We start from the raw sequence: 24,141 nt of genomic DNA, 5'->3' as shown, positions 1-24,141 counted from the left end.
AGGTGTACCGCGCCGCAACACGCAATCGGGTGATTCTGGACAAACGGCGCCTCCTTGGCCTTTTCAGCCGCCACTTGGCGATCGTTCTGGCGGTTAACAGAGGAAAACAGATTGATAATCGATTGGGGAGTCACAACATGACGGAAGGCAGCAAGCACGGATTGGCCACCCGCGGCATCCACGGTTATAGCCTCAAGGACGCGCACGGTAGTCCGCATATTCCGGTGTACGACACCACGACCTTCGCGTTCGCATCGACGACTGACCTTCTCGACGTCGTCGATGGCCGTAAATCCGGGAGTTTCTACACGCGTTACGGCCTGAACCCATCGATCTTTGCGCTGGAAGAAACGCTGGCCAGTCTCGAAGGCGCGGAGATGGCTTGGGCCTTCTGCTCCGGGATGGCCGCCGAGACCGCATTATTCTTGACTCACGGCCGTGAAGGCGTGGTCTGCATCGGCGACGCCTACGGTGGCACGCTTGAGCTGCTCGCCAAGCAGTTGCCCCTGCTCGGCATCAAGACTCATTTAATCCTTGGTGATGAGCTGGAGCGGCTCGATGCGTTGCTGGTGGACGGCGTCAAGCTGGTCTTCTTCGAGACACCCACTAATCCAACGCTGGCGTTGTTCGACATTCGCGCCATGACGACAAAGGCCCACGCCCATGGAGCGCTCGTTGCCGTCGACAACACCTTCGCCTCACCCGTCAACCAGCGTCCGCTGGAATTCGGCGCCGATGTCGTTGTGCATAGCGCGACGAAGTATCTCGGTGGCCACAGCGATCTCACCGCCGGCGCGATGATGGGATCGAAGGCGTTGCTGGGGCCGGTGTGGACCTGGCGCAAGAATCTCGGTTCGATGATCGCGCCGGTCACGGCGTCGCTGCTCTCGCGCAGTCTGCGCACCCTGGTGGTGCGCGTGCGCCAGCACAACGCGGCGGCCCAGCAAATCGCCGAAGCCATGACCCGACATCCGAAGGTAAGCCGCGTGTTTTATCCCGGCCTTGCGGATTTTCCGGCTCATGCCTTGGCCAAAAAACAGATGCACGGCTTTGGCGGTATGCTGACCATCGAGGTAGTCGGCCGCCGAGACGACGCCACACGCGTCGCCGATCGGCTCAAGCTCTTTGCCCTGGCACCCAGTCTCGGCGGCACCGAAAGCCTGGTCACCCAGCCCTGCACGACGACGCACCACGAACTGACGCCGGCGGAGCGGGCTCGTCGCGGCATTTCGGACAGCATGCTGCGTTTGTCGGTCGGTCTGGAAGCGGTCGAGGATCTGATCGCCGACTTGGAACAGGCGCTGCGGTGAGCCATCCGCTCCGCGCGATGACGGTCAGGGGATTCGTGTGGGCTCGGATGCGAGGCGGTTTATCGGCCGCGCCACCGAAGCCAACCATCGGGCCAGGCGCGGCGAGATCGGCGCGCGCCCACGCGCATATACGGCCAAAAGACCTTGAATATCCTTTCGGCCAAGACCCTTTGATCCACGGCAAGCACGAAGTCCATTTCGCCAGAAATCCGGCGGCGGCAATTGAATGGTTCAAAGAATATAGGACACCTTGCAGATGCGAAGAATCGCCACGGTCAGCGCGAGCGTTATCAGGCAAACACATTCGCTATTGAGTGGGCTTCCGTTTCGGTGCTCTGTATTCAATCTGGGCTTCCGAGCATTCTTTTTCCTGGCAGGCGCCTTCGCCACCCTGGTCATTCCGCTCTGGTTGGTTATTTTCACTGGGCTAGGGTCAGCGCCGTCCTATCTGGGGTCCGTGGGATGGCATGCCCATGAGATGCTCTTTGGTTATACGATGGCGGTTGTTGCGGGCTTTCTCTTGACGGCGGTGCGCAACTGGACCGGTCTCCCCACTCCCTCGGGGCCGTTACTCGCTGGCTTGGCATTACTATGCTTTCCGCCCGATTCATGCTGGTCGCCACCGCCCTCGTACCGGTATGGCTGGTGGCGGCGATTGATGTCTCTTTCTTGCCGGCCATTGCCGGGGTATTGCTGCCGCCGTTATGGCGATCGCGCAATCGCCGCAACCTTGTGTTCCCGTTTATCCTCCTGGCGCTGGCGGGCGCTAATCTGGTCATCCATCTCCAGGCGTTGGGCATGCTCGCCTCCGGAAGCGATCGCGCGCTGCAGTTCACCCTCAATGCGGTCACTCTTATCCTGGTTGTGATCGGCGGTCGGGTGATTCCCGTATTTACCGCCAATGCGCTGCCCGAGATCCGGGTCCGTCGCCTGGTCTGGGCGGATGTTCTCGCGGTCGGTCTGGTCATCCTGGTGTTGGCGATCGATCTCTTCCCATTTCTGTATGCGCTTACCGGGCCGGTGGCGTTACTGGCGGCGGCGGCGAACCTCATCCGTATGTGGCGCTGGCGATCCCTGGCCACGCGGCGCGTGCCGATGCTGTGGATTTTGCATCTCGGCTATGCATGGATAGTCGTCGCCCTTGCCTTGAAGGGACTCGCCGGCATGGTACCGGTAGTCACGCCCAGCGCGGCCGTTCATGCGCTGACGGTCGGTGCGATCGGCAGCCTGACGTTGGGCATGATGAGTCGCGTCGCGTTGGGTCACACTGGCCGTACTATTGTGGCCAGCACTCCTATCATTGCGGCTTTTATCCTCATTAACGCGAGCGCGATCATACGCGTGGTGATCCCGATCGCGGTACCGGGATTTTACCTGCCGGGGCTCATCGTGGCGGGGCTGTTATGGTCGAGCGCCTTTGCGCTGTTTGTCATTCACCATACCCCCATTCTGATGCAACCCCGGATCGACGGAAAGCCAGGCTAAGCCTCTCATCGATCAACCGGTACGGAGTATGGATATGCATGACAGGCCAACGGGCGGCGAGCATTCCAAACTGGCGTCGCTCGCCCGGTTGATTCGTGAAGTGGACTCAGCGCCAGATATGGAGACAGCGCTGCGGGTCGTGGTGGAGCGCACTCGCGTGCTGATGGCGGTGGATGCCTGCAGTATTTATTTCACCGAACACGAGCGCCGACGGCATGTGGTCGTAGCCACGGCTGGCCTTGCCCCGACCGTGGTCGGACAGGTTCAATTCGGCTTTGGCAAGGGGCTCATTGGGAGGGTGGCCGAGAGCGCCTTGCCCATCAACCTGGAGCACGTTCCCGAAGCGCCGCATCAGGAGTTCGTCCGCCAATCCGGTTCCGGACCCTTCCATGGGTTTCTCGGCGTACCGATTACCCACCGAGGCGAGGTGTTGGGTGTATTGGTCGTGCGTCAGCGGGTCGTGCGCCGCTTCGACGATGCCGATACCGCGATCCTGACCACCCTGGCCGTCCAACTGGGTGGCGCGATCGCCTATGCGAGGGCTAGTGGCGATCTCTGCGGCCTATGCCGCCCGGATGGCGCGGAGCGGGGCTGGATTGAAGGGCTACCGGGAGCACCTGGGATCGCCATGGGAACGGGGGTCGTGGTCTTTTCGTCGACCGACCTCGCCGCGGTGCCCAACCGCAAGCCGGAAGATCCCAGGATGGAGGAGCAACACCTGCGCCAAGCCGTGACGCGGGTCCAAGAGGAGATCAGGCAGCTCAGCGCGGACCTTGATGGTACGCTCTCCGCGGCGGACCGGGCGCTGTTCGATGCCTACGCGTTGATTCTGGACAGCCCAGAAATCGTGGAAGCCACAGTGGCGCGCATCCACCAGGAGAACTGGGCGCCCGGCGCGTTGCGGCAAACCATCGAGGGGTATACGCGGCACTTCGACGCGATGGAAGATCCGTACCTGCGGGAACGGGGCGCGGACATCCGGGGGCTTGGTAATCGCATACTCGCGCACTTGCGGGGTGGGTCCGGCACCACGGGTGATGACCCGTCGAGCATCATCTTAATCGGTCACCAGCTCAACGCCATCGACCTGGGGCTCGCGCCTCGCGACCGGGTGCGTGGCCTGATCTCGGCGGAGGGTTCTTCACTGTCCCATTTGTCCATTCTTGCCCGTGCCCTTGGCATACCGGCGGTGGTGGGTATTGGGCGTATACCCCTGGAGCATTTGGATGGCCAGGAGGTTGTTGTGGACGGCAACCGCGGATGGGTATACCCGCGGCCCAATCCCACGTTACGCCAGGAGATCGAGCGTCTAATCCGCGAAGAGTGGGGGCTCGAGAGCGATCTCAAGACCCTTCGGGACCTCCCGGCGAAAACACTAGACGGCATGGAGGTATTCCTCCACACCAACGCGGGCCTCATCGCGGATGTACCCTTGATGATGGCCGTCGGCTCGGCGGGCATCGGACTGTTTCGGTCCGAGCTGCTGTTCATGCGCTACGACCGGTTTCCCAGCGAGCAGGAACAAATGAAGGTTTATCGGCAAATGCTGGAGGCGGTCGCGCCGCTGCCAGTCAATCTGCGGACCTTGGATGTGGGGGGTGACAAACCGCTTCCTTACCTGCCCCTCGTAGAGCGGAACCCGATGCTGGGATGGCGCGGCATCCGTCTCACCCTGGATCATCCCGAGCTCTTTCTCACCCAGCTCAGGGCCGCGCTACGCGCGAACGTCGGGCTGGGAAATCTGAGACTCCTCCTGCCCATGGTCAACGGGGTCGCCGAGGTGGAAGAAACGCTCACCCTGATCGACCAAGCACATCACCAGCTTCTGGAGGAGGGTATCGCGTCTTCTCGCCCGCCGGTTGGGCTCATGATCGAGGTGCCCTCGGCGGTCTATCAGGCGGAAGAGCTGGCCCGGCGGGTGGACTTTTTTTCCGTCGGCACCAATGACCTCGCTCAATATCTGCTGGCCATCGACCGCGGTAACCTCCACGTCTCGCAACGGCTGGATCCTCTCCATCCCGCCGTGCTGCGCGCGCTCTGGCACGTGGTGGATGCATCCAGACAAGCCGGCAAGCCGGTCGCCGTGTGCGGGGAAATGGCCGGTGATCCCGCAGGTGCTCTGCTCTTGTTGGGGTTGGGATTCCGTCACCTGAGCGTGAGCGCCGCAGTGCTCCCGCGGGTCAAGTGGGCGATTAGAAGCGTGGATTTTTCACACATGGCGTCGCTGGCGCGGCAAGCCCTTACGTTGGAGAAGCCGGAAGCGATCCGCCGGTTACTGGAACAAACCTTGAAAGATGCCGGTCTGGACCGTCTAGGGGGGGCCGTCTCGGAAAACGGAAAAACCGTACGCGAAGCGCGCGCCGCGACGGGCACCCCGCGGTATCCAGGGTCAACCGCGAAGAAAGAACAGCGTGGTCATGATTAAACCGGTGGCAACGATACCGGCACGCAGCGCTGGCGTCGGTATCCGCCGGGCAACCCGCGCGCCAAAATAACCGCCCGCGGTCGCTGCCATCATCATCACCCCTGCCTGAGGCCAGGCCACGACGCCGCCCCAGGCATAAATCGTGACGGCGATTGCAGTCAGCAATGCCGAAACCAGGTTCTTGACGCCATTCATCGCATTCAGGTTGGTTTGACCCAGCAAGCCGAACAGCGCCAGCAGCAGGATACCGAGGCCACCATTGAAGTAGCCGCCATAGATGGAGACGGCCAGCATGCCCACGGCGGACTTCCCCACCGGGGCGTGGCCGGTGTGGCTATCTTTGACTTTGCGAAGCAGTATCGGGCCGACGGCAAAAAGTATCGTTGCCATCAACAACAGCCAGGGCACAATCCGGTTGAAGGTATGGTCGTTGGTCACCAACAGCAGGGCGGCGCCCATTGCACCCCCGATCAGGCTCAGAACGGTCAGGGTGCGCAACGACAAACCGGGTGGAGCCTCCAGGTCTTCACGAAAGCCCAGTGCGCTGGAAGCATAGCCGGGTAACAGGGCAACAGTGCCGGTGGCGTTCGCGATAACAGGTGACATGCCCGTGAACACCAGCGCCGGGAGCGTCAGGAAGCTGCCGCCGCCAGCGACGGCATTCAATGCGCCGGCCATGCAGGCAGCGGCGAACAACAGGATGACGTTGAAAGGGTCATTTAGCATTTAGTCGTTTAGCATTTAGTGGGGATTTCCAAAAAGAGGTGTGTCCCTCAGGTGACGTGTTTGAAGCTGTGGGTGTCGAACCTTACCGACGTCTCGACCTGGCGGGGCTGCGTCCAGGTCGCCTTCGTGATCGATGGGTTCGCCCTGGATCGTAGGCTGGCGCGTGTCGGCCACGGCGCGCCCAGCCTTCGCGCTCAACGCATTGGAGCAGTTGCTGGACGGGCGCGGTTCCATCCGCCCGGATCGGCTGATTCACCCCTCTGATCAGGGCCTGCAACATGGCTCGATCCGCTACGCCGAGCGCCTGGCCGAAGCCGGGCATCGAACCCCTCATTGGATCGACGAGTAGAAACGCTTTCCATACTCGTTTCGTTACTTGTCAAGCCTCTCCTTGAATATACATCATAATATGATATATTCAGTCGAAAGGTACGCGTATCCGAACTTGTGGTTTGGTCCAATCAGTCCGGTCGAAGCCGGATCGGTCGTGTGTAAGGAGTCCGTCATGAACTTGCTGCAAACACCGAAGATGGTCTTTTCGTTTCATGAGGGTTGGGACGAAATAATCCGCATTCATCCATCAGTAACCCGCCTGTTTGCATGGGTGGTGTTGCCGTTATCGCTGTTACCGCCGGCGATGATCTATTATGCGGGAGGACACCATGGCGATGTCTTTGCGCCAGGGGTTTCGCCCGCACAGTGGCACACCGCGGCGGGGATATTCTTTGTCGCCCAGTTGCTAACCGTTCCGGCGATGGCTTGGCTGATTCACCTCATCGTCACAAAAACGTATAGTGTTACCGCTAGCTATCACGAATGCTTCACGCTGGCGGCCATCGCCCCGATTCCGCTGTGGCTTTCCTCGCTGGCGCTGTTCGTACCGAGTCTGCTCATCAATATGGTTATTGGGATTCTGGCGCTGTTTGGTTCGACTGGACTGATTTATCATGGGGTCTATGCGCTGTTTCACATGCGCGAGGATCTTCAGGCGTTACAGATGGCGACAGTCATCGCGGGCGCGGGACTGTTCGCTTGGTTGGTGCTCGTGCAAATCGTACTGATGCATTGAGGTCGGTATGTCGCCGTGCCTCGGGGGACGGAATGGGGGCGATCCCAGTCCCGCCTTTCGCTTCCCGCCGCTCGGTGACCGCCTTTTGATCCCCGGTATGCCTCGCTTCGGGGCCATGGCTTTGGCGCGACGCGCGCCTAGCCAGATCCTCTACGAAGAAGGGCATCACGGCTGCCAGATGCGCGTGCATATACCCTCCCCACCACTTCACCCCATGCGCCACGCGCCGATACCTACCGCCGCTCCCGCACGTGTAGGTTTATTCATATCCATCCCCGCGTGTCGTCCCCGACTCGCTGACCCGCCTCATGCCTCGCGCTTCCAGGGCGGACTGCGTCGGGATGAGACGATACGCACCCAACACCGTGATCGATGGATACACCCGTGCCGATACATGATGACTGGCCTTTGACCAAGCATGACTTTGAAATACTGTCTGATTTTCGCTACCAGATACGGAAGTTTGTTCGTTTCAGCGAAGAGGTGGCGCGCCAACATGGCATTACGCCCCTGCAGTATCTAATGTTGCTGCATATCAAGGGTTATCCCGGTCGCGAGTGGGCAACCGTGGGCGAGCTTACCGAGCGCCTGCAGACGCAACAACACGGTGTCGTGGCACTGATTTCGCGCTGTGAGAAGCTGGGGTTTGTCGAGCGTCGCCGCTCATCGGAAGATCGACGCCAGATCAAGGTCCACTTGCTTGAGAACGGTCAAAAGGTGGTTGAACAGATCGCGCGTCTGCACCGGGCGCAACTGGCCTCCTTGCAGGGACGCTTCGTGGTGCCCAATATCCAGGTTTTCGAACACACCGAGCCGTGAACCGCCCCCGCTTTTCTCATGGCTCCATCTTCTCAAGAGTGCGAGCCTCTGGGAAAGCCCGGGCGGTTCAACCTCAGAGCCTGTGCAAAAACTCACCACGTAAAAACATAGGCTTACTGATGATAGGGTGCCTTTCACGCCAGAAAAGCCGCGATATCTTCTATATGTATTTGTTTTTAAAAAATTTAGTTTTTGTACAGTCTCTCAGGACCGGGCGAAATCCGCCACGAATCCGGCGATGCCGTCCAAGTCCTCCAACGGGAATACCGGCAAGCCAGGACGACCGTACACCACCGGTTCCAACAACGGCTCGCAGGCGACGGCGACAATGCTCGGGTCGCTTGGAAAGCGTGGTGGCTTGTCCTCGGCGAGGGGCCGCCAAACTTCCAGCTTGGGATATATGCCGGTCTTCCAACCTTCGACCAGCACCAGATCCACCGGTTGCAGATGGGCAAGCAACTCGGTCAGCGTGGGCTCCGGCTCCTCGCGCAGTTCGTGCATCAAGACCCAACGGCGACTAGTCGCCAACATCACTTCCTGGGCGCCGGCCTGACGGTGACGCCAGGTATCCTTACCGGGCGTCTCCAGATCGACATCGTGATGGGCGTGTTTGAGCGTGGACACGGTCAGCTCGCGTGCGCGTAGCCGGGGCAATAGGGCGACGATAAGCGTGGTCTTGCCGCAACCGCTCCAACCGCTGATACCGAGCACTTTCATCGCCGCCCGACCGGATCAGCGCTGCCGCACCACTTGATAAGGACGAGTCGGATAGGTCATCGGCGCGCTCCAGATATGCACTAGCCGGCTGAACGGAAAGACCAGAAACACCGTTAAGCCAAGGAAAATGTGCAGCTTGAACAGCAGCCCAATGGGCGTGATGGCGGCTACCGCTTCCGCCGGATCGAACGTCACGACATTTCGTGCCCATTGCATCAGCAGCAACATGTTGCCGCCATCCAGGTGCATCAACGACAGCGGGATGGTCAACAAGCCGAGAATGAGCTGCACATACAAAAGCAGCAGGATGAAAATATCCATCCGGGTGCTGGTGGCGCGCACCCGAGGATCGTTCAAACGCCGCCGCACCAGCATCGTCAAACCGGCGAAGCACATCAACCCGGCGACACTGCCGGCGACGATGGCCAGTATCTGCTTGGCGCCCGCGGAAACACCCAAGGCGTGAAATACTTCCGGCGGCGTCAGTAGGCCGACGAAATGCCCAAGGAACAGCAGTAGGATACCGACGTGAAACAGATTACTGGCCCAGCGCATGTTTTTGTTGCTGAGCATCTGACTGGAATGGGCTTTCCAGGTGAACGGGTCGCGGTCGAAGCGCGCCAGACTGCCGAGCAGGAATACCGCGCCAGCCAGATACGGATAAACACCAAATAACAAGGTATTCAGGTAACTCATGTTCTTGTGCCTCAAGTGTGTGCCGAGGGCAACCCTCACCCCTACCCCTCCCTCGCTTGAGCGGAGGAAATATCATAGGGAACGAGCGGCTCGCGGCGTTGAGCCGGGTGGAGACACCCAGCGCACAGGTTGAACCGTGGCGTGACCACCTTGGCTTTTTCCACAACCATCCTGATTCGCCAGGAAGGTCACGGCCTCCTCTTCCCAAATCTTGTCCATGTTGACGATCGTTTCGTCGGGACCCTCGGTCGCGGCTTGTTGGCGAATCGCCTCGATGTCCGCCGGTTCACCGACCAGCGCGGCCAGCGCGTCGAACACAACATGGTAATCGCTGCCCTGTTCAGCCAGTCGAGCGCCGAGCAAGGCTATGACGTGCATGGCATCAACCAACATGTCCAGTGCCTCTCCAGTCGGGCGCTGCGCCAGATATTCCAGAAACAGCGGGAGATAATCGGGCAATTCCCGAGCGCTGAGCTCAAAACCGTGTTGTTGATAGATCCTCAACAGGTCGATCATGGCTTGGCCGCGATCCCGCGATTCGCCGTGGATGTGTTCGAATAGATGCAGCGACAGCGCCCGACCCTGGTCGAACAACCGGACATATCGCTCCTGTAACTCGATCAGATCGGTCCGCCGTATCTGGTCGATCAGCGCCAGCAGCGCCCGATGCTCGCGTTCCGGCAACACATTTTCCTGGTCGAGAACCTCGATCATTTCACCCAGCGCGGCTTGCAGTTCCGACTGCGGGTAGCAGAGCAGCGCGGACAGAACTTGCAGGGTTTTCATGGTGCAATCTCTCCTTGCGGGGGTAGGGCGGGCATTGCCCACCCTATAAACTGAAAGTCCGCCTTACTTCGTGGGCTCCACCCGGATCGGGATCGCCCGGCGTACCGTCACCTTCTTGCCACCAAACAGGTTGGTCTTGTCCGTTCCCGGCGAGCAACCGTTTCCGAAGCTGAAACCACAGCCGCCGCGTTCGCCGAAGGCATCATAGGTGGCGCTGGCGTACTCACGGTGGCTGGTCGGAATGACGAAGCGATCCTCATAATTGGCGATGGCCAGGTAGCGATACATCGATTCCACCTGGTCGATGCGTAGGTTGACGGCCTGCAACACGTCTTCTCGTATCTCGCCATCCACGGTCTTGGCACGCATGTAGGCGCGCATGGCCAGCATCCGCTCCAGCGCCCGCTTGACTGGTTTTTCGTCGCCAGCAGTCAGCAGGTTGGCCAGATATTTCAGCGGAATCCGCAGCGAACCGACATCGGGGATGATGCCATTCATGCCGATCTGGCCGGACTCGGCGCGAGCCTGAATCGGCGACAGCGCCGGCACGTACCAAACCATCGGCAGGGTGCGATACTCGGGATGCAGCGGGAAGGCAATCTTCCAGTCGATGGCCATCTTGTAGATCGGCGAGTCCTGGGCGGCCTGCAACCACGGTTCGGGAATGCCCGCTTGACGCGCCTCGGTTTGCACGGTTGGGCTGAACGGATCGAGGAATAGATCGAGCTGCGCCTGATACAGACTCTGCTCGTCGGCGACGCTGGCCGCCTGCTCGATTTTGTCAGCATCGTAGAGCAACACGCCTAGATAACGGATGCGCCCGACGCAGGTTTCCGAACACACCGTCGGTTGACCGGCCTCGATGCGCGGGTAACAGAGAATGCACTTCTCGGATTTGCCGGTGTTCCAGTTGTAGTAAATCTTCTTGTACGGACAGCCGGATACGCACATTCGCCAGCCCCGGCATTTGTCCTGATCGATCAGGACAATCCCATCCTCCTCGCGCTTGTAGATCGCACCCGACGGGCAGGAAGCGACGCAGGCCGGATTCAGGCAGTGCTCGCACAGGCGCGGCAGATACATCATGAAGGTGTTTTCGAACTCGCCGTAAATCTCTTTCTGCACGTTCTCGAAGTTGGTATCCTTGGAGCGCTTGGCGAATTCGGTGCCGAGGATTTCCTCCCAATTCGGCCCCCAGTGGATTTTCTGCATCCGCTCGCCGCTGATGGCGGAACGCGGCCGGGCGGTGGGCATGGCTTTCGACTCCGGCGCGTTTTGCAAATGCGCGTAGTCGTAGTCCCACGGCTCGTAGTAATCGTCGATGGCCGGCAGATCAGGGTTAGCAAAGATATTGGCCAGAATCCGCCATTTGCCGCCCTGCTTCGGCTCGATCTTGCCATCCCGGTGGCGCTTCCAGCCGCCGTTCCACTTTTGCTGGTTCTCCCACTCCTTGGGATAACCGATACCGGGTTTGGTCTCGACATTGTTGAACCAGGCGTACTCCATGCCGTCGCGGCTGGTCCAGACGTTCTTGCAGGTCACCGAACAAGTATGGCAACCAATGCACTTGTCCAGATTCAGGACCATGGCGATTTGTGCGCGTACTTTCATGATCAATGCGCCTCCACGGTGGCGTTGTCCGGGATTTCGTCGTCGAGCCAGTCGACCTTGGCCATCTTGCGGACGATGATGAATTCGTCGCGATTGGCGCCGACGGTGCCGTAATAGTTGAAGCCGTAGCTCTGCTGGGCATAGCCGCCGATCATGTGGGTCGGCTTCAGCACGGTGCGCGTGACCGAGTTGTGAATGCCGCCCCGGGTGCCGGTGATTTCGGAGCCGGGCGTGTTCACGATCTTTTCTTGGGCGTGGTACATCATCGACATGCCTTCCGGCACGCGCTGGCTGACCACGGCGCGAGCGGCAATGGCGCCGTTGAGGTTGTAGGCTTCGATCCAGTCGTTGTCCTCGATGCCGGCCTTCTTGGCGTCGATCTCGGACATCCAGATGATCGGGCCACCCCGCGACAGGGTGAGCATCAACAGATTGTCGGTGTAGGTGCTATGGATACCCCACTTCTGGTGTGGAGTGATGAAATTCAACACGATTTCCTGATGACCATTCGGCTTCTTGCCGATGATCGGTTCGACGGTCTTCATGTCCACCGGCGGGCGATAGGCACACATGGCTTCGCCAAAACCGAGCATCCACGAATGATCCTGATAGAACTGCTGGCGACCGGTCAGGGTCCGCCACGGAATCAGTTCATGGACGTTGGTGTAACCGGCGTTGTAGCTGACTTTTTCGTCTTCCAGACCCGACCAGGTCGGCGAGGAGATAATCTTGCGCGGCTGGGCCTGAATATCGCGGAAGCGGATTTTCTCGTGTTCCTTGGGGAGCGCCAGATGGGTATGGTCGCGGCCGGTAATCTTGCTGAGCGCCGCCCAGGCTTTCACCGCGACGTGGCCGTTGGTCTCCGGGGCCAGCATCATGATCATTTCGGCGGCGTCGATGTCGCTGTCGATGCGGGGCCGACCCTTGGATACACCTTCCTCCAGCACCGTGTAATTGAGCATCGCCAGCGCTTCGACCTCGTGCTCGGTATTCCAAGTGATGCCCTTACCGCCGTTGCCGACTTTATCCAGTAGCGGCCCGACCGAGGTGAACTTCTGGTAGGTGTTCGGATAGTCGCGCTCGACCACGACCAGGCTCGGCGCGGTCTTGCCGGGAATCAGCTCACATTCGCCCTTCTTCCAGTCCTTCACCTCCGGCATGGCCAGCTCGCTGGGGGTATCGTGCAGGGTTGGCAAGGCGACGATGTCTTTTTCCACCCCCAGATGACCGGAACAGGTTTCCGAGAAGGCTTTGGCAATCCCCTTGAAAATATCCCAGTCGGTGCGCGATTCCCAAGCGGGATCGACGGCCGCGCTCAGCGGGTGAATGAACGGGTGCATGTCGCTGGTATTGAGGTCGTTCTTCTCGTACCAGGTGGCGGTCGGCAACACGATGTCCGAATACAGGCAGGTGGTGGACATGCGAAAATCCAGAGTCACCAACAAATCGAGCTTCCCTTCCGCGCCCTTCCGCCATTTCACTTCCAACGGCTTTTCGCCGCCTTCCTCGCCCAAATCCTTGCCCTGCACGCCATGCACCGCGCCGAGCAGATATTTGAGGAAGTATTCGTGACCCTTGCCGGAAGAACCCAGCAGGTTGGAGCGCCAGACAAACAGGTTACGCGGGAAATTGACCGGGTTATCCGGATCCTCGAAGGCGAAGTTGACCTTGCCGGCCTTGAGAGTTTCCACCAGATACGCGTTCGGCGCTTTACCGGCGGCGGCAGCATCTTTGGCGATTTGCAGCGGATTGGCGTTGAAATGCGGCGCGGTCGGCAGCCAACCCATGCGCGCCGAACGCACGTTGTAGTCGATCTGCGTCCCCCGCCACTGTTGCGGGTCGGCCAGCGGCGACAGAATTTCGGTCATCGCCAGCTTTTCATAACGCCACTGGCTGCTGTGGATATAGAAGAATGAGGTCGAATTCATGTGCCGGGGCGGACGGTGCCAGTCCAGCGCGAATGCCAACGCCGTCCAGCCGGTCTGCGGGCGCAATTTTTCCTGACCGACATAGTGCGACCAGCCGCCGCCGCTCTGGCCGACGCAGCCGCACATCATCAGCATGTTGATGACGCCTCGGTAGTTCATATCCATGTGATACCAGTGATTCATCGCCGCGCCGATGATGACCATCGACTTGCCGCGGGTCTTGTCGGCATTCTCGGCAAACTGGCGGGCGACGGCGATGATCTGTTCACGCGGCGTTCCGGTGATTTTCTCCTGCCAGGCCGGGGTATAAGGCACATCGTCGTCATAGGTTTTGGCGACGTTACCGCCGCCCAAGCCCCGATCCAGACCGTACTGGGCCAGGGTCAGGTCGTACACCGTGGCGACCAGAGCCTTGGAATCGTTCGCCAGCTTGATCATTTTGGCCGGCACGTTGCGGACCTGAATCTCGCTGTGGCCGGTGCAGGCGAAATGCGGGTGCTGGGTCGAGCCGAAATAGGGGAATGCGACCGGAACCACCTCGTCCTGGATTTCGTTCACTGACAAGCGCAACTGGGTTTCGGCACCGCTCAGGGATTCCTTCGACTCCAGGTTCCACTTACCGACCATCCCATCTTTCTCGCCCCAGCGGAACCCTATCGAGCCATTCGGAACCAGCAGATGGCCACTGTTCTCGTCGAAGGCCAACGTTTTCCACTCGGGATTGTTGGTCTGACCAGCACCACCCGCCAGATCGGAGGCACGCAGAAAGCGACCGTTGACATATGTTCCGTCTTCGCGCGGATCGAGCAGCACCAGATAGGGAAAATCGGTCTTGGTGCGGACGTAATCGGTGAAATAGTCCGATTTGCCATCGAGATAGAACTCGCGCAGGATGACATGACCCATGGCCATCGCCACGGCAGCGTCGGTGCCTTGCTTCGGATGCAACCAGATGTCGGCGAATTTGGAGGCTTCCGAATAATCCGGGCAGACCACCACCGTCTTGGTGCCCTTGTAGCGCACCTCGGTCATGAAGTGAGCGTCCGGGGTGCGAGTCTGCGGGACATTGGAACCCCACATCATCAGGAAGGTGGAGTTGTACCAGTCGGCGGATTCCGGCACGTCGGTCTGCTCGCCCCAGACCATTGGACTGGCGGGCGGCAGGTCGCAGTACCAGTCGTAGAAACTACCGCATGCGCCACCGATCAGCGACAGATAGCGGGAACCGGCGGCGTAGGACACCATCGACATGGCCGGAATCGGTGAGAAACCATAAATCCGATCCGGACCATAGTGTTTGGCGGTGTAGACGTTGGCGGCGGCGATGATCGGGTTGACCTCGTCCCAGGTGGAGCGAACGAAACCGCCCAAGCCGCGTTGGCGCTTGTATTCGGTGGCCTTGGCCGGGTCCTCGACAATGGACGCCCACGCCGCCACCGGATCTTTATGCACCGCCAGCGCCGCGCGCCAAAGCTTGATCAACCGACCGCGAATCATCGGGTATTTCACCCGGTTGGCGCTGTACAGATACCAACTGTAGGACGCGCCGCGCGAGCAGCCACGCGGCTCATGATTGGGCAAATCGTCGCGAGTGCGCGGGTAATCGGTCTGCTGGGTTTCCCAAGTCACCAAACCGTTCTTGACGTAGATCTTCCAGCTACAGGAACCGGTGCAGTTCACGCCGTGGGTGGAGCGCACGATCTTGTCGTGTTGCCAACGGGCGCGGTAGGCGTCTTCCCAGCCACGATCCTCGTTGGTGACAATGCCGTGGTCGCCAGAGAAGGTGTCGGTAATCTTCTTGAAAAAGTTCAGTCGGTCGAGAAAGTGACTCATCTCTGCTTACCTCTCAGCCTTTAGCCTGCTAAGGATTCTTGAACTCCGCCTTGGGACCGAGGTAGTACCACCCATTCAGCACCAGACAGATGAAGTAGAAAATGGCGAAACCGTAGAGCGCGTATTCGGGCGTGGTGGCCTTGATCTGCTCGCCGAACACTTGCGGGATGATGAAGGCGCCGTAAGCAGCGACCGCCGAGGTCCAGCCGAGCACTGGGCCAGCCTGTTCCTTGGGAAACACCATGGCGATGGTGCGGAAGGTGGAACCGTTGCCGATGCCGCTGGCCGCGAACAGGGTCAGGAACAGCAGGAAGAACGGCATGAAATACTGTTCCGGCGTCGCCGATTGATAGGCCGCGCTCATGTAATAGGCCACCCCCAGCGCGGCGGCGATCATCACCACGGTAATGATCTGCGTGACCAGCGCGCCGCCGACCTTGTCGGAGATCCAGCCGCCAATGGGCCGAATCAGCGCCCCGATGAACGGTCCCATCCAGGCATACATCAGCGCGCTGGGGGCATTGGGGTTGACGGTGGTGTGGGTCAGCACGCCATCCACGCCGGCGATGTGACTGAAACCGAAGATCACCTTGATCGCCAAGGCGAAAGCCGCCGAATAGCCGATGAAACTGCCGAAGGTCATGGTGTAGATGATGCTCATGACCCAAGTGTGCTTGTTGCCGAAGATGAGAAATTGCCGCTGCAAATTAGGCTTGATTTCACCGGGAATCAGCTTGAGCAAGAACACGGTCAGCGCAATGACGCTGGGCAGTACCAGCCACTTGCTCCACGAAGGCAACCCGAGTCCTATCGGCGCGGGCAGGATCAGATACAAACCCACGCCGGCGGCGATGAAGCCGATCAACAACATCCCCATGATTTTGGAGATCGCGCCCAGGGGCGAACCGATGTGCGGCGAGACTTCCTCGGTGCGGAGGTTGTTCATGCCGAACCAGCCGATGAAGGCTAATGGGATCAGCAGAAACAGCCAGACGAAGCCAGCGTTCTGGATATACGTCGGCGCTCCGGCGGGAATCTTGCCGATCAGCGAGCCGGACGCTTGCACCAGCGTGACCGGTTCACCACCGAAGGAGCCCAGCAAGGGAAACGTCATCACCAGCGGCACTAGAATCTGCATGGTGGTCACGCCGGCGTTGCCCAGGCCGGCGTTCAGCCCCAGCGCCAAACCCTGCATCCGCTTGGGGAAGAAGAAGCTGATGTTGGACATGCTGGAAGCGAAATTGCCGCCGCCAAACCCGGACAGGAACGCCAGCAGTTGGAACACCCACAACGGGGTTTCCTGGCTCTGCAAGGCGATGCCGGTACCGAGCGCCGGGATCATCAGCAACGCCGTGGTGAACACGATGGTATTGCGGCCACCGGCGATGCGGATGAAGAAGCTCGACGGGATGCGCAGAGTCGCGCCGGTCAGGCCGGCGATGGCCGCCAGCGTGAACAACTCCGCCGGCTTGAACGGAAATCCGGCATTGAGCATCTGTACGGTGATGATGCTCCAGTAAATCCACACCGCGAAGCCGCACAACAGGCTGGGAATGGAAATCCACAGATTACGGTTGGCGATGCCTTTGCCCGTGGTTTCCCAAAATTGGGGATCTTCCACGCGCCATTCACGAATGTCCGCCATGATCTTGAAACCTCTATAATTTTATAATCATCGATCAAACGAGGCTTGCATTCGGTACCTTCGTAACCGCTCTTTTCAGCACGAGACTTCGGCCTCCTTGCGGGAATACCACCGCCAAGTCACCAGCACACAACTCAGATAAAACAGGCTGAAGAAAATCAACGCGCTGTGCGGGCTGCCGGTCCATTCGATGGAGGTGCCATAGGCCATGGGAATGAAGAACCCACCGAAAGCCGCGATTGCCGCGCTCAAACCCATGGCCGCCGCTGCTTCGGTCGCACCGTCGCGGCGCGCCTGTTCGAGCGCCGCTTCATCATTCCGGTCGGCAACCTGCCGCTCGCGCAGGGTGCGGAAGATGATCGGGATCATGCGGAAGGTGGAACCGTTGCCGATACCAGCGGCGAGGAACAACACCAGAAACATCGCCACGAAACCCATGACGTTGCCTCCACCATGCGCCCCTGGCAGGAATGCCGCGGCACCCAGGGGCGCCACCGCCATGATCAGGAAGATTCCGAAGGTGATAACTGCCCCGCCCACACGATCCGCCAACCAGCCGCCGATGGGCCGGACGAACGCGGCGAGCAGTGGGCCGACAAACGCGAACTGGAAGGCGTCCACACCAGGGAAAATGGTGTTGACTAGCATCGGGAATCCAGCCGCCAAGCCGATGAAAGAACCGAAAGTGCCGATGTAGAGCCAGCTCATCAGCCATTGATGTTTGTGCTTGAAGATCGCGGTCTGCTCGGCGAAACCCGCCTTGACGCTGGCGATGTTGTCCATGCCCAAGTAGGCGGCGACGGCGGCGACGGCAATGAACGGAACCCAGATGAATCCGGCGTTTTGCACCCAGATTTGGGTCGTCGCGCCCCCATCCGCATGGCTTTGCGGACTACCGCCCAGCACCAGCAGCGCCCCACCGTAAACCGCGATCGGCGTGATCAACTGCGCCAAGCCCACGCCCAGATTGCCGATGCCGGCGTTCAATCCCAACGCCGTGCCCTGCAAACGCCGTGGATAGAAGAAGCTGATATTGGCCATGCTGGACGAGAAATTGCCCGCGCCTAACCCACAGAGCAAAGCAATCACGACGAACACCGGATACTGGGTATTGGGGTCTTGCACCGCGACGCCGATCCACAAGGTCGGCAGCAACAATAGCGCCGTGCTGAACACCGTCCAGTTGCGCCCGCCGAAAATCGGCACCACGAAGGAGAACAGCAGGCGGAACAAGGCCCCGGACAGTCCGGGCAGCGCCGCCAGCCAGAACAACTGATTGGCGGTGAACTGGAAGCCGATATGCGGCAACTCGACCACGATCACGCTCCACACCATCCAGACGGCGAAGGCCAACAGCAGCGCGGGCATCGACAGCCAGAGATTGCGGTTGGCGATGCGCCGACCGGTCTGTTCCCAGAAGGTCACGTCGTCGGGCCGCCAATCGATCAGCCGACGCCAATATGGCCGCACATGCTCGATGAGTTGCGCCTGTTCCATCTCGGCGCGGACATCGGCATGCCGTTCCAGAATCGCCTCGCGTTCATTCCGCTCGGCCAACCAGGTCCATAGCATGGTTGCGGCCAGCACCGCGAACATGATCATGTAGGCGCTGCTGCGCACGCCTAAGGCATCGACCACCACACCGAACATGATCGGCATGGTGAAACCGCCCAGGCCGCCGATCACCCCGACCAAACCACCGACCGAACCCATGCTGTTGGGATAATAATCAGCCAGGCAGCGGTAGACGCTGGCTTTGCCGATGCCCTGCGCGATGCCGACCAGGAACACCAGCACGGTGAAGGACACCACACCCAGACCGACATTGAGCGACACGTCGCCGCGCAAGGTATGGACGGTCATGGTGGTCTGCGGATAGCAGAGAAAAAACAAGCTGATCAGCGAAATCCAGAACACCCACCAAGTGGTCTGGCTACCGCCGTAACGGTCGGAAATCCAGCCGCCCAAGGCGCGGATAACCCCGGAAGGCAGCGTGAACAGCATGGTGACGAAAGAGGCGGTCTTCAGATCGAGGCCGTATTCACCGACGTAGTATTTGGGCAGCCACAGCGCCAACGCCACGAAGCCGCCGAACACGAAGTAATAGGCCACGCCGAATCGCCACACCCGCAGGTCCATGAGTGGCGTCAATTGCTGACCCAGGGTGAGCTTGACGCCGGACTGCTTGCGTTCCTCGGTCTTGGGATCGGGATAGGTGAACAGCCAGAACAGCACGGCCATGATCAGCATGGCGATGGAATAGACTTGCGGCACCATCCGCCAGCCGTAGGCGACCACCAGCAGCGGCGCGACCAGATTGGTGATGGCGGAACCGGCGTTGCCGGCGCCGAAAATGCCCATCGCCGTACCCTGCCGCTCCTTACTGAACCACGCCGAGGTGTAGGCAATGCCCGTCGCGAACGAGCCGCCAGCCAGGCCCACGAACAGGCCGAGCGTGAGGTATTGCCAATATTGGGTAGCGAACGCCAGCCCGTAAATCGGGATGGCGACCAAAATCATCTGAATGAAAAAAGACGATGCGTCCGCCGAAACGGTCGGTCAGGATGCCGAGCGGCAGGCGCACCAGCGAACCGGTCAGAATCGGCGTGGCGACCAGCAGACCGAATTCCGTTTCGTTGAGATTGAGTTGTTGCTTGATCCGAATGCCGATAATTGAAAACATGGTCCACACGGCGAAATTCACCGCGAAGGCCAAGGTATTCATCGTCAGCACCGAGATTTGTTTTCGTTGAAGCGTCGTGGCCATTGCGAACCTCGCTTTTCTGCTGCAAGTGCAATACTACGCTGCCCGCGACGCCCAATTCTTGAGTTAAGTCATTGGTTTTTATCTTCGAAATGACCCTTCCAACCAATCTCATACCTCTTTGGAGGTACATCAATCATGCAGGATAACTAACTGTTATTATTTTATTTATTGCACGTCACTCGATGACGGCGCGGATGGATTGTTCACCCTGGGTCATGCCGTGGAGGTATCCACAATAACCCTGGGAATATTCGGATGTCTCGGCATGGTCGAGCCATGACGGATAGGGCGACGATGAGAGAATCTTCCAATGAAAAGTAACGACTCAATCATTTTCCGCAACGGCCTGACCATGGGCGGCATCGTGCTGCTGGCGCTGCTGAGCATGATCAGTTCGGTGTTCATCGCCGAATCCAGCAAGGGCGACGCCGCCGCGCTCAACCTGGCCGGCTCGTTGCGCATGCAGTCCTACCGCATCGCCACCCGTTTGCAGGACTCCCGCGACACCGATACCCACCCTGTCGAGAAGGTGGCTCGGGAAATCGACCAGTTCGAACGCCGCTTGGATCATCTCTGGCAAACCGGCGCGATCTCCTCGGCCGAAAGCGACTCCAAGAACCGAACGCTGAGGGCCATCATGTCGTCCTGGCGCGACGCCCTGCGGCCGATCCTGGAAACTTCCGTGGCGGACGCCTCGCCCTCCACGGCCTATTTGCGGCAGGTGGACGATTTCGTCATCAAGCTGGATGCCTTCGTCAAGCTGCTAGAGCAGGACACCGAGGCGAAAATCCTGTGGTTGCGACTGGTGCAGGGCATGGCCCTGTTTTTGATTGTGGTGCTGATTTTCGCCGCCATGTACCAATTGCACAGCGGCGTCATCGCGCCGTTGCGCGATCTGGTGGAGCTGGCGAGCAAGGCCCGAAGCGGTGACCTGACGGTGCGGGCCAGCCATGTCGGCAACGACGAATTGGGCGTGCTGGGCCACGCTTTCAATCTAATGGCGACCGACCTGTCGGCGATGTACGCTGATCTGGAAGCTCGGGTCGAACGGCAAACCCAGGCGCTGCGGATCAGCAACCGTTCGCTGGAATTGCTCTACCACACCACTAGACGGCTCGGCGAATCGGCCTTCGACGATGCGAACTACCAGCTGTGNTGGCGGAGATCGAAAAATTGACCGGCCTGGACTCGGTCACGCTCTGCCTGATCGACCCCATCAGTCGCCAGGCCAGCCGGGTCTTTACCGCCCAGCCGCGACCGCCCGATCGTGCGGCGTTCTGTCGTCGGCCGAACTGCGAACCTTGTCTGGGCGAGGGCGCCACCCACCCGCTAGACACCGGCCACGAATTGTTTTCCATCCCGATCATGGTCCAGGAACGGCGGTTCGGGGTATTGATCGTCCGTGGCCCTGGTCTGGAAACGGTCGCCACCACCTGGCAACTGCCGCTGCTGGAAGCGGTGGCGCGCAACATCGCCGCCGCGTTGCGGGCCAACGAACAAACCGAGCACCGTCGCCGGTTGGCGCTGTTGGAAGAACGCGCGGTCATCGCCCGTGAACTGCACGACTCGCTGGCGCAATCGTTATCCTATCTGAAAATCCAGGTCGGTCGCCTGCAACTGCTACCCGGCGGCGCCGAAACCGCCGCGCAAGCGCGCGACATCGTCACCGAGCTGCGCGAGGGTCTCAACGGCGCTTACCGGCAATTGCGGGAACTGATCGCCACGTTTCGCCTGAAGATGGAACATCCCCGACTGGAAGACAGCCTGCGCGAAGTGACGCGGGAATTCAGTCACCGTGGCCAACTGCCGATCGAACTGGATCATGCCGGCTGGCACTACGCGCTTGATCCCAACGAACAGATTCATGTCATGCAGATCGTCCGGGAAGCACTGAACAACGCCGTCAAACACGCCCGCGCCCAGCGGATTTCGGTGCGGCTGCACAGCACGCACGAGGGCGAGGCGGCCATCGACATCGACGACGACGGCATCGGACTACCGGCCGAAACCGATCGGGAAAACCACTTTGGCCTCAATATCATGCGCGAGCGAGCCGCTCAGATGGGCGGCGTGCTGAGCTTTCACTCCCAACCCGGCCGTGGCCTGCGGGTGCAATTGAGGTTCCTGCCCGCCGCTCATCAGCGCTCCCTCGACAGCGCCGGCCAGCCACGCGACGAAGTGCGTTATGCTTGACGAAGTTCAAACCATTCTGGTCGTCGACGACCACCCGCTGATGCGCAAGGGGATTTTGCAACTGATCACCATGGAGCCCTCCCTGCGGTTGGTCGGCGAGGCTGGCGACGGCCAGCAGGGCGTGGAATTGGCGCATCGCTTACGGCCGGATTTGATTCTGCTCGACCTGAACATGCGTGGCCTGAGCGGCATGGAAGCCCTGAAAGCCCTCAAGGCCGCCGACCTGGATACGCGGGTGATCATCCTGACCGTTTCCGATAGCGAGGAAGACGTGGTGGCGGCGTTGCGGCTGGGCGCCGACGGCTACCTGCTCAAGGACATGGAACCGGAAGAGGTTCTACATAGCCTGAAAACCGCCGCGCAGGGCCGTATCGCGCTGGGCGAGCGGGTGGCGGCGATTCTGGCCGACACGCTGCGCCACGAAACCCAACCCAGACCCATCGACAGTGTCAAGCTAACCGAGCGGGAGCGGGAAATCCTGTCGCTGATCGCCGCTGGTTGCAGCAACAAACTGATCGCCCGCAAACTGAACATCACCGAAGGCACGGTGAAAGTTCATGTCAAACACCTGTTGCGCAAACTCGATCTGGCGTCGCGGGTCGAAGCGGCGGTTTGGGCGGTCAAACAGGGATTTCACGCTTAGCGGCGACTGATTCAGACCTCACAGGGTGGGAGGCGTCCATTCCATTTGCCCTGAAAGGAGCGCCAAGTATGGCTATTCGAACGCTGCTTCCAGACGAACTGATATTGGCCAAGACTGGGGAGAAACAGCAGCACCAGACTCGATCGCTACTGGGCCTATAGTAATTTGAATAATTAATTATACATTTTGACGAGGGAATCCAGGGAGGTCTGTTCGTTGTATTCGCGGATTTTCTTGAGGTTGGCGAAGTCGTGTTCGATGGGGTTGAGGTCGGGAGAATAAGGGGGAAGATAGAGTCAGGTGGCGCCAGTGCGTGCAACAAGATCGCGGGTTTTGGCGGATGGGTGAAAGGCCGCATGGTCCAGGATGACGACGTGTTGCGAGTGGAGCAATGGGCAAAGCTGACTTTCCAGCCAGCCGTTGAAGAGGTCGGTCTTGCAGGTCCCCTCAAACAACCCGGGGGCGGCGAAATCGCCGCCTTCGAAGCGGGCGGCCATCAGCGAGGTTCGTGGGCGGGCGCGGCCCGTGCGCAGACCATGAACCGGCTGACCTCGCGGTGCCCGACCGTAACGACGGGTGGTTTCGCGTTCGAAGCCGCTTTCGTCGATGTACACAAACTGTTGGCCTCGATGGTGGTAGCGCTCACGAAGGCGCAAAGAGTCGCGCCCTTGCCGGGCGTCGTGCTCCCGGTATCCCCAGTTTTTTTTTGCGACTGATCCGCCATTTTTGACAGGCGTAATGCACCGTTGAGGGATGAACTTGCAAGGCAGCGCCTCATTCCTTCAGCTTCGCATCGGGCCGCGCCAACAGTGCTGGGTGCAAGGCCGTTTCCGTCACCTTGCGACCACCGCGTGGCCCTGGCTTCCGCGCCTCACGCAGGCCATCGCCGCGCGCCAGCCGTATCCAGCCCTGCACCGTCTGTCGGTGAACCCCAAACAACCGCGCCGCCGCCGTGATTCGGCCACCCGCCTCCACATATCGCACCGCCCGCTGGCGTAAGTCGTATTACAAAGACTCCTGCGTCCTTCAAAGTCGCTTTTGCGTAAGTCCTGTCATCTTTTTTATAACGCTATGGATAATTGTTTTTTTCAAATTACTATAATAGAACTTACGCATTGACAAGTATCGTATGGTGTGGTCGGTAAAGACGAACTCGGTCCACGAAGGTTTTCGGTTGATGAGAGTTATCAGTCGCCCATCGACAGCGCGTTGCACTTTGGCGATGTATGTTTCTTTTTTTGTTAGGTGAGCCGCATTCGCCAACGGGGAATCGCTTGGCGGAGGTCATGGAGATCAGCCATGACAGCGTCAATCGGTTTTTGCTCCGCGAAGACTACACGCCCCGCGATTTGTTCGAGGAAGTCCGCTCCGGCTTGACGTTGAAGGGCGGCACGGTCAGTGTCGACGACAGTGTGTTAGATAAACCGTACGGCCAACTGATGGCCTCGTGGGTTATTTCTGGTCGGGAAAACATCATGGTGTCGTGAA

15 protein-coding genes and 6 pseudogenes are annotated in these 24,141 nt (G+C 59.9%); 11 read left to right on the top strand and 10 right to left on the bottom strand.

Going from position 1 to position 24,141, the window contains the following annotated elements:
- Positions 1-137: 137 nt before the first annotated feature.
- The 4 genes and pseudogenes from E4P82_RS16375 (at position 138) to ptsP (ending at position 5,220) form a co-directional block, all read left to right on the top strand.
- Positions 138-1,310, top strand: a complete 1,173-nt coding sequence (locus E4P82_RS16375; RefSeq protein WP_169249890.1) for a trans-sulfuration enzyme family protein — start codon at positions 138-140, stop codon at positions 1,308-1,310.
- 256 nt (positions 1,311-1,566) lie between these two features.
- Positions 1,567-1,896, top strand: a pseudogene (locus E4P82_RS23785) (NnrS family protein); the annotation flags it as partial.
- A 23-nt stretch (positions 1,897-1,919) separates the two neighbouring features.
- The gene (locus E4P82_RS16370; protein ID WP_246327639.1) at positions 1,920-2,795 is read left to right on the top strand and encodes an NnrS family protein; all 876 of its coding nucleotides are present in this window, start codon (positions 1,920-1,922) and stop codon (positions 2,793-2,795) included.
- A gap of 28 nt (positions 2,796-2,823) precedes the next feature.
- Positions 2,824-5,220 (top strand): phosphoenolpyruvate--protein phosphotransferase, encoded by a 2,397-nt coding sequence (gene ptsP, locus E4P82_RS16365; protein WP_169249888.1) that lies wholly within the window; start codon positions 2,824-2,826, stop codon positions 5,218-5,220.
- On the opposite strand, the gene E4P82_RS16360 is transcribed toward ptsP, so the two are convergent.
- Positions 5,185-5,946, bottom strand: coding sequence for a sulfite exporter TauE/SafE family protein (locus E4P82_RS16360; RefSeq protein WP_169249887.1), 762 nt, complete (start codon positions 5,944-5,946; stop codon positions 5,185-5,187). The two genes, ptsP and E4P82_RS16360, sit on opposite strands and share 36 nt — an antisense overlap.
- 63 nt (positions 5,947-6,009) lie before the next feature.
- Here E4P82_RS16360 and E4P82_RS22320 point away from each other — a divergent pair.
- From E4P82_RS22320 to E4P82_RS16345, 3 genes and pseudogenes are all read left to right on the top strand, one after another.
- A pseudogene (locus E4P82_RS22320) lies at positions 6,010-6,287 on the top strand (DDE-type integrase/transposase/recombinase); the annotation flags it as partial.
- A 164-nt stretch (positions 6,288-6,451) separates the two neighbouring features.
- A complete protein-coding gene (locus tag E4P82_RS16350; protein WP_169249885.1) occupies positions 6,452-7,015 on the top strand; it encodes a Yip1 family protein in 564 nt (187 codons plus the stop codon).
- Between the two features lie 384 nt (positions 7,016-7,399).
- The gene (locus tag E4P82_RS16345; protein WP_312915415.1) at positions 7,400-7,834 is read left to right on the top strand and encodes a MarR family winged helix-turn-helix transcriptional regulator; all 435 of its coding nucleotides are present in this window, start codon (positions 7,400-7,402) and stop codon (positions 7,832-7,834) included.
- Between the two features lie 204 nt (positions 7,835-8,038).
- On the opposite strand, the gene mobB is transcribed toward E4P82_RS16345, so the two are convergent.
- From mobB to E4P82_RS16310, 7 genes and pseudogenes are all read right to left on the bottom strand, one after another.
- Entirely contained in the window at positions 8,039-8,551 is a 513-nt protein-coding gene (gene mobB, locus E4P82_RS16340; RefSeq protein WP_169249883.1) for a molybdopterin-guanine dinucleotide biosynthesis protein B, read from the bottom strand.
- A gap of 15 nt (positions 8,552-8,566) precedes the next feature.
- Positions 8,567-9,247: a respiratory nitrate reductase subunit gamma gene (narI, locus tag E4P82_RS16335; RefSeq protein WP_169249882.1), complete on the bottom strand. Its 681-nt coding sequence runs from the start codon at positions 9,245-9,247 to the stop codon at positions 8,567-8,569.
- 72 nt (positions 9,248-9,319) lie between these two features.
- Positions 9,320-10,033 carry a nitrate reductase molybdenum cofactor assembly chaperone gene (gene narJ / locus E4P82_RS16330; protein ID WP_169249881.1) on the bottom strand — a complete coding sequence of 238 codons (714 nt, stop codon included), beginning with the start codon at positions 10,031-10,033 and terminating at the stop codon, positions 9,320-9,322.
- Positions 10,034-10,096: 63 nt separating this feature from the next.
- Positions 10,097-11,644 carry a nitrate reductase subunit beta gene (narH, locus tag E4P82_RS16325; protein ID WP_169249880.1) on the bottom strand — a complete coding sequence of 516 codons (1,548 nt, stop codon included), beginning with the start codon at positions 11,642-11,644 and terminating at the stop codon, positions 10,097-10,099.
- A 2-nt stretch (positions 11,645-11,646) separates the two neighbouring features.
- Positions 11,647-15,405, bottom strand: a complete 3,759-nt coding sequence (locus E4P82_RS16320; protein ID WP_169249879.1) for a nitrate reductase subunit alpha — start codon at positions 15,403-15,405, stop codon at positions 11,647-11,649.
- Positions 15,406-15,433: 28 nt separating this feature from the next.
- Positions 15,434-17,050 (bottom strand): MFS transporter, encoded by a 1,617-nt coding sequence (locus tag E4P82_RS16315; protein ID WP_169249878.1) that lies wholly within the window; start codon positions 17,048-17,050, stop codon positions 15,434-15,436.
- 75 nt (positions 17,051-17,125) lie between these two features.
- Positions 17,126-19,817: pseudogene (locus E4P82_RS16310) on the bottom strand (nitrate/nitrite transporter).
- Between the two features lie 310 nt (positions 19,818-20,127).
- Between E4P82_RS16310 and E4P82_RS16305 the strand changes: the two are divergent.
- The 3 genes from E4P82_RS16305 to narL are packed head-to-tail and all read left to right on the top strand — an operon-like array spanning position 20,128 to position 22,653.
- Positions 20,128-20,994, top strand: a complete 867-nt coding sequence (locus E4P82_RS16305) for a type IV pili methyl-accepting chemotaxis transducer N-terminal domain-containing protein (protein WP_169249876.1) — start codon at positions 20,128-20,130, stop codon at positions 20,992-20,994.
- Positions 20,991-22,010 (top strand): ATP-binding protein, encoded by a 1,020-nt coding sequence (locus tag E4P82_RS16300; protein ID WP_169249875.1) that lies wholly within the window; start codon positions 20,991-20,993, stop codon positions 22,008-22,010. The genes E4P82_RS16305 and E4P82_RS16300 overlap by 4 nt, the downstream gene beginning before the upstream one ends.
- Positions 22,003-22,653 carry a two-component system response regulator NarL gene (gene narL / locus E4P82_RS16295; protein WP_169249874.1) on the top strand — a complete coding sequence of 217 codons (651 nt, stop codon included), beginning with the start codon at positions 22,003-22,005 and terminating at the stop codon, positions 22,651-22,653. The genes E4P82_RS16300 and narL overlap by 8 nt, the downstream gene beginning before the upstream one ends.
- Before the next feature lie 173 nt (positions 22,654-22,826).
- Here the strand turns inward: narL and E4P82_RS16285 are convergent.
- Both E4P82_RS16285 and E4P82_RS16280 read right to left on the bottom strand, forming a co-directional pair.
- Positions 22,827-23,267: pseudogene (locus tag E4P82_RS16285) on the bottom strand (IS630 family transposase).
- A gap of 160 nt (positions 23,268-23,427) precedes the next feature.
- Positions 23,428-23,643 (bottom strand): annotated as a pseudogene (locus tag E4P82_RS16280) (helix-turn-helix domain-containing protein); the annotation flags it as partial.
- Positions 23,644-23,830: 187 nt separating this feature from the next.
- On the opposite strand from E4P82_RS16280, the pseudogene E4P82_RS22310 reads away from it, so the two are divergent.
- Positions 23,831-24,141: pseudogene (locus E4P82_RS22310) on the top strand (IS701 family transposase); the annotation flags it as partial.

The organism is Candidatus Competibacter phosphatis (genome assembly GCF_012939995.1).
GTDB lineage: Bacteria > Pseudomonadota > Gammaproteobacteria > Competibacterales > Competibacteraceae > Competibacter > Competibacter phosphatis.
Note: the sequence above shows the minus strand (reverse complement) of the source record. Positions and strands in the feature narration are given on the sequence as shown.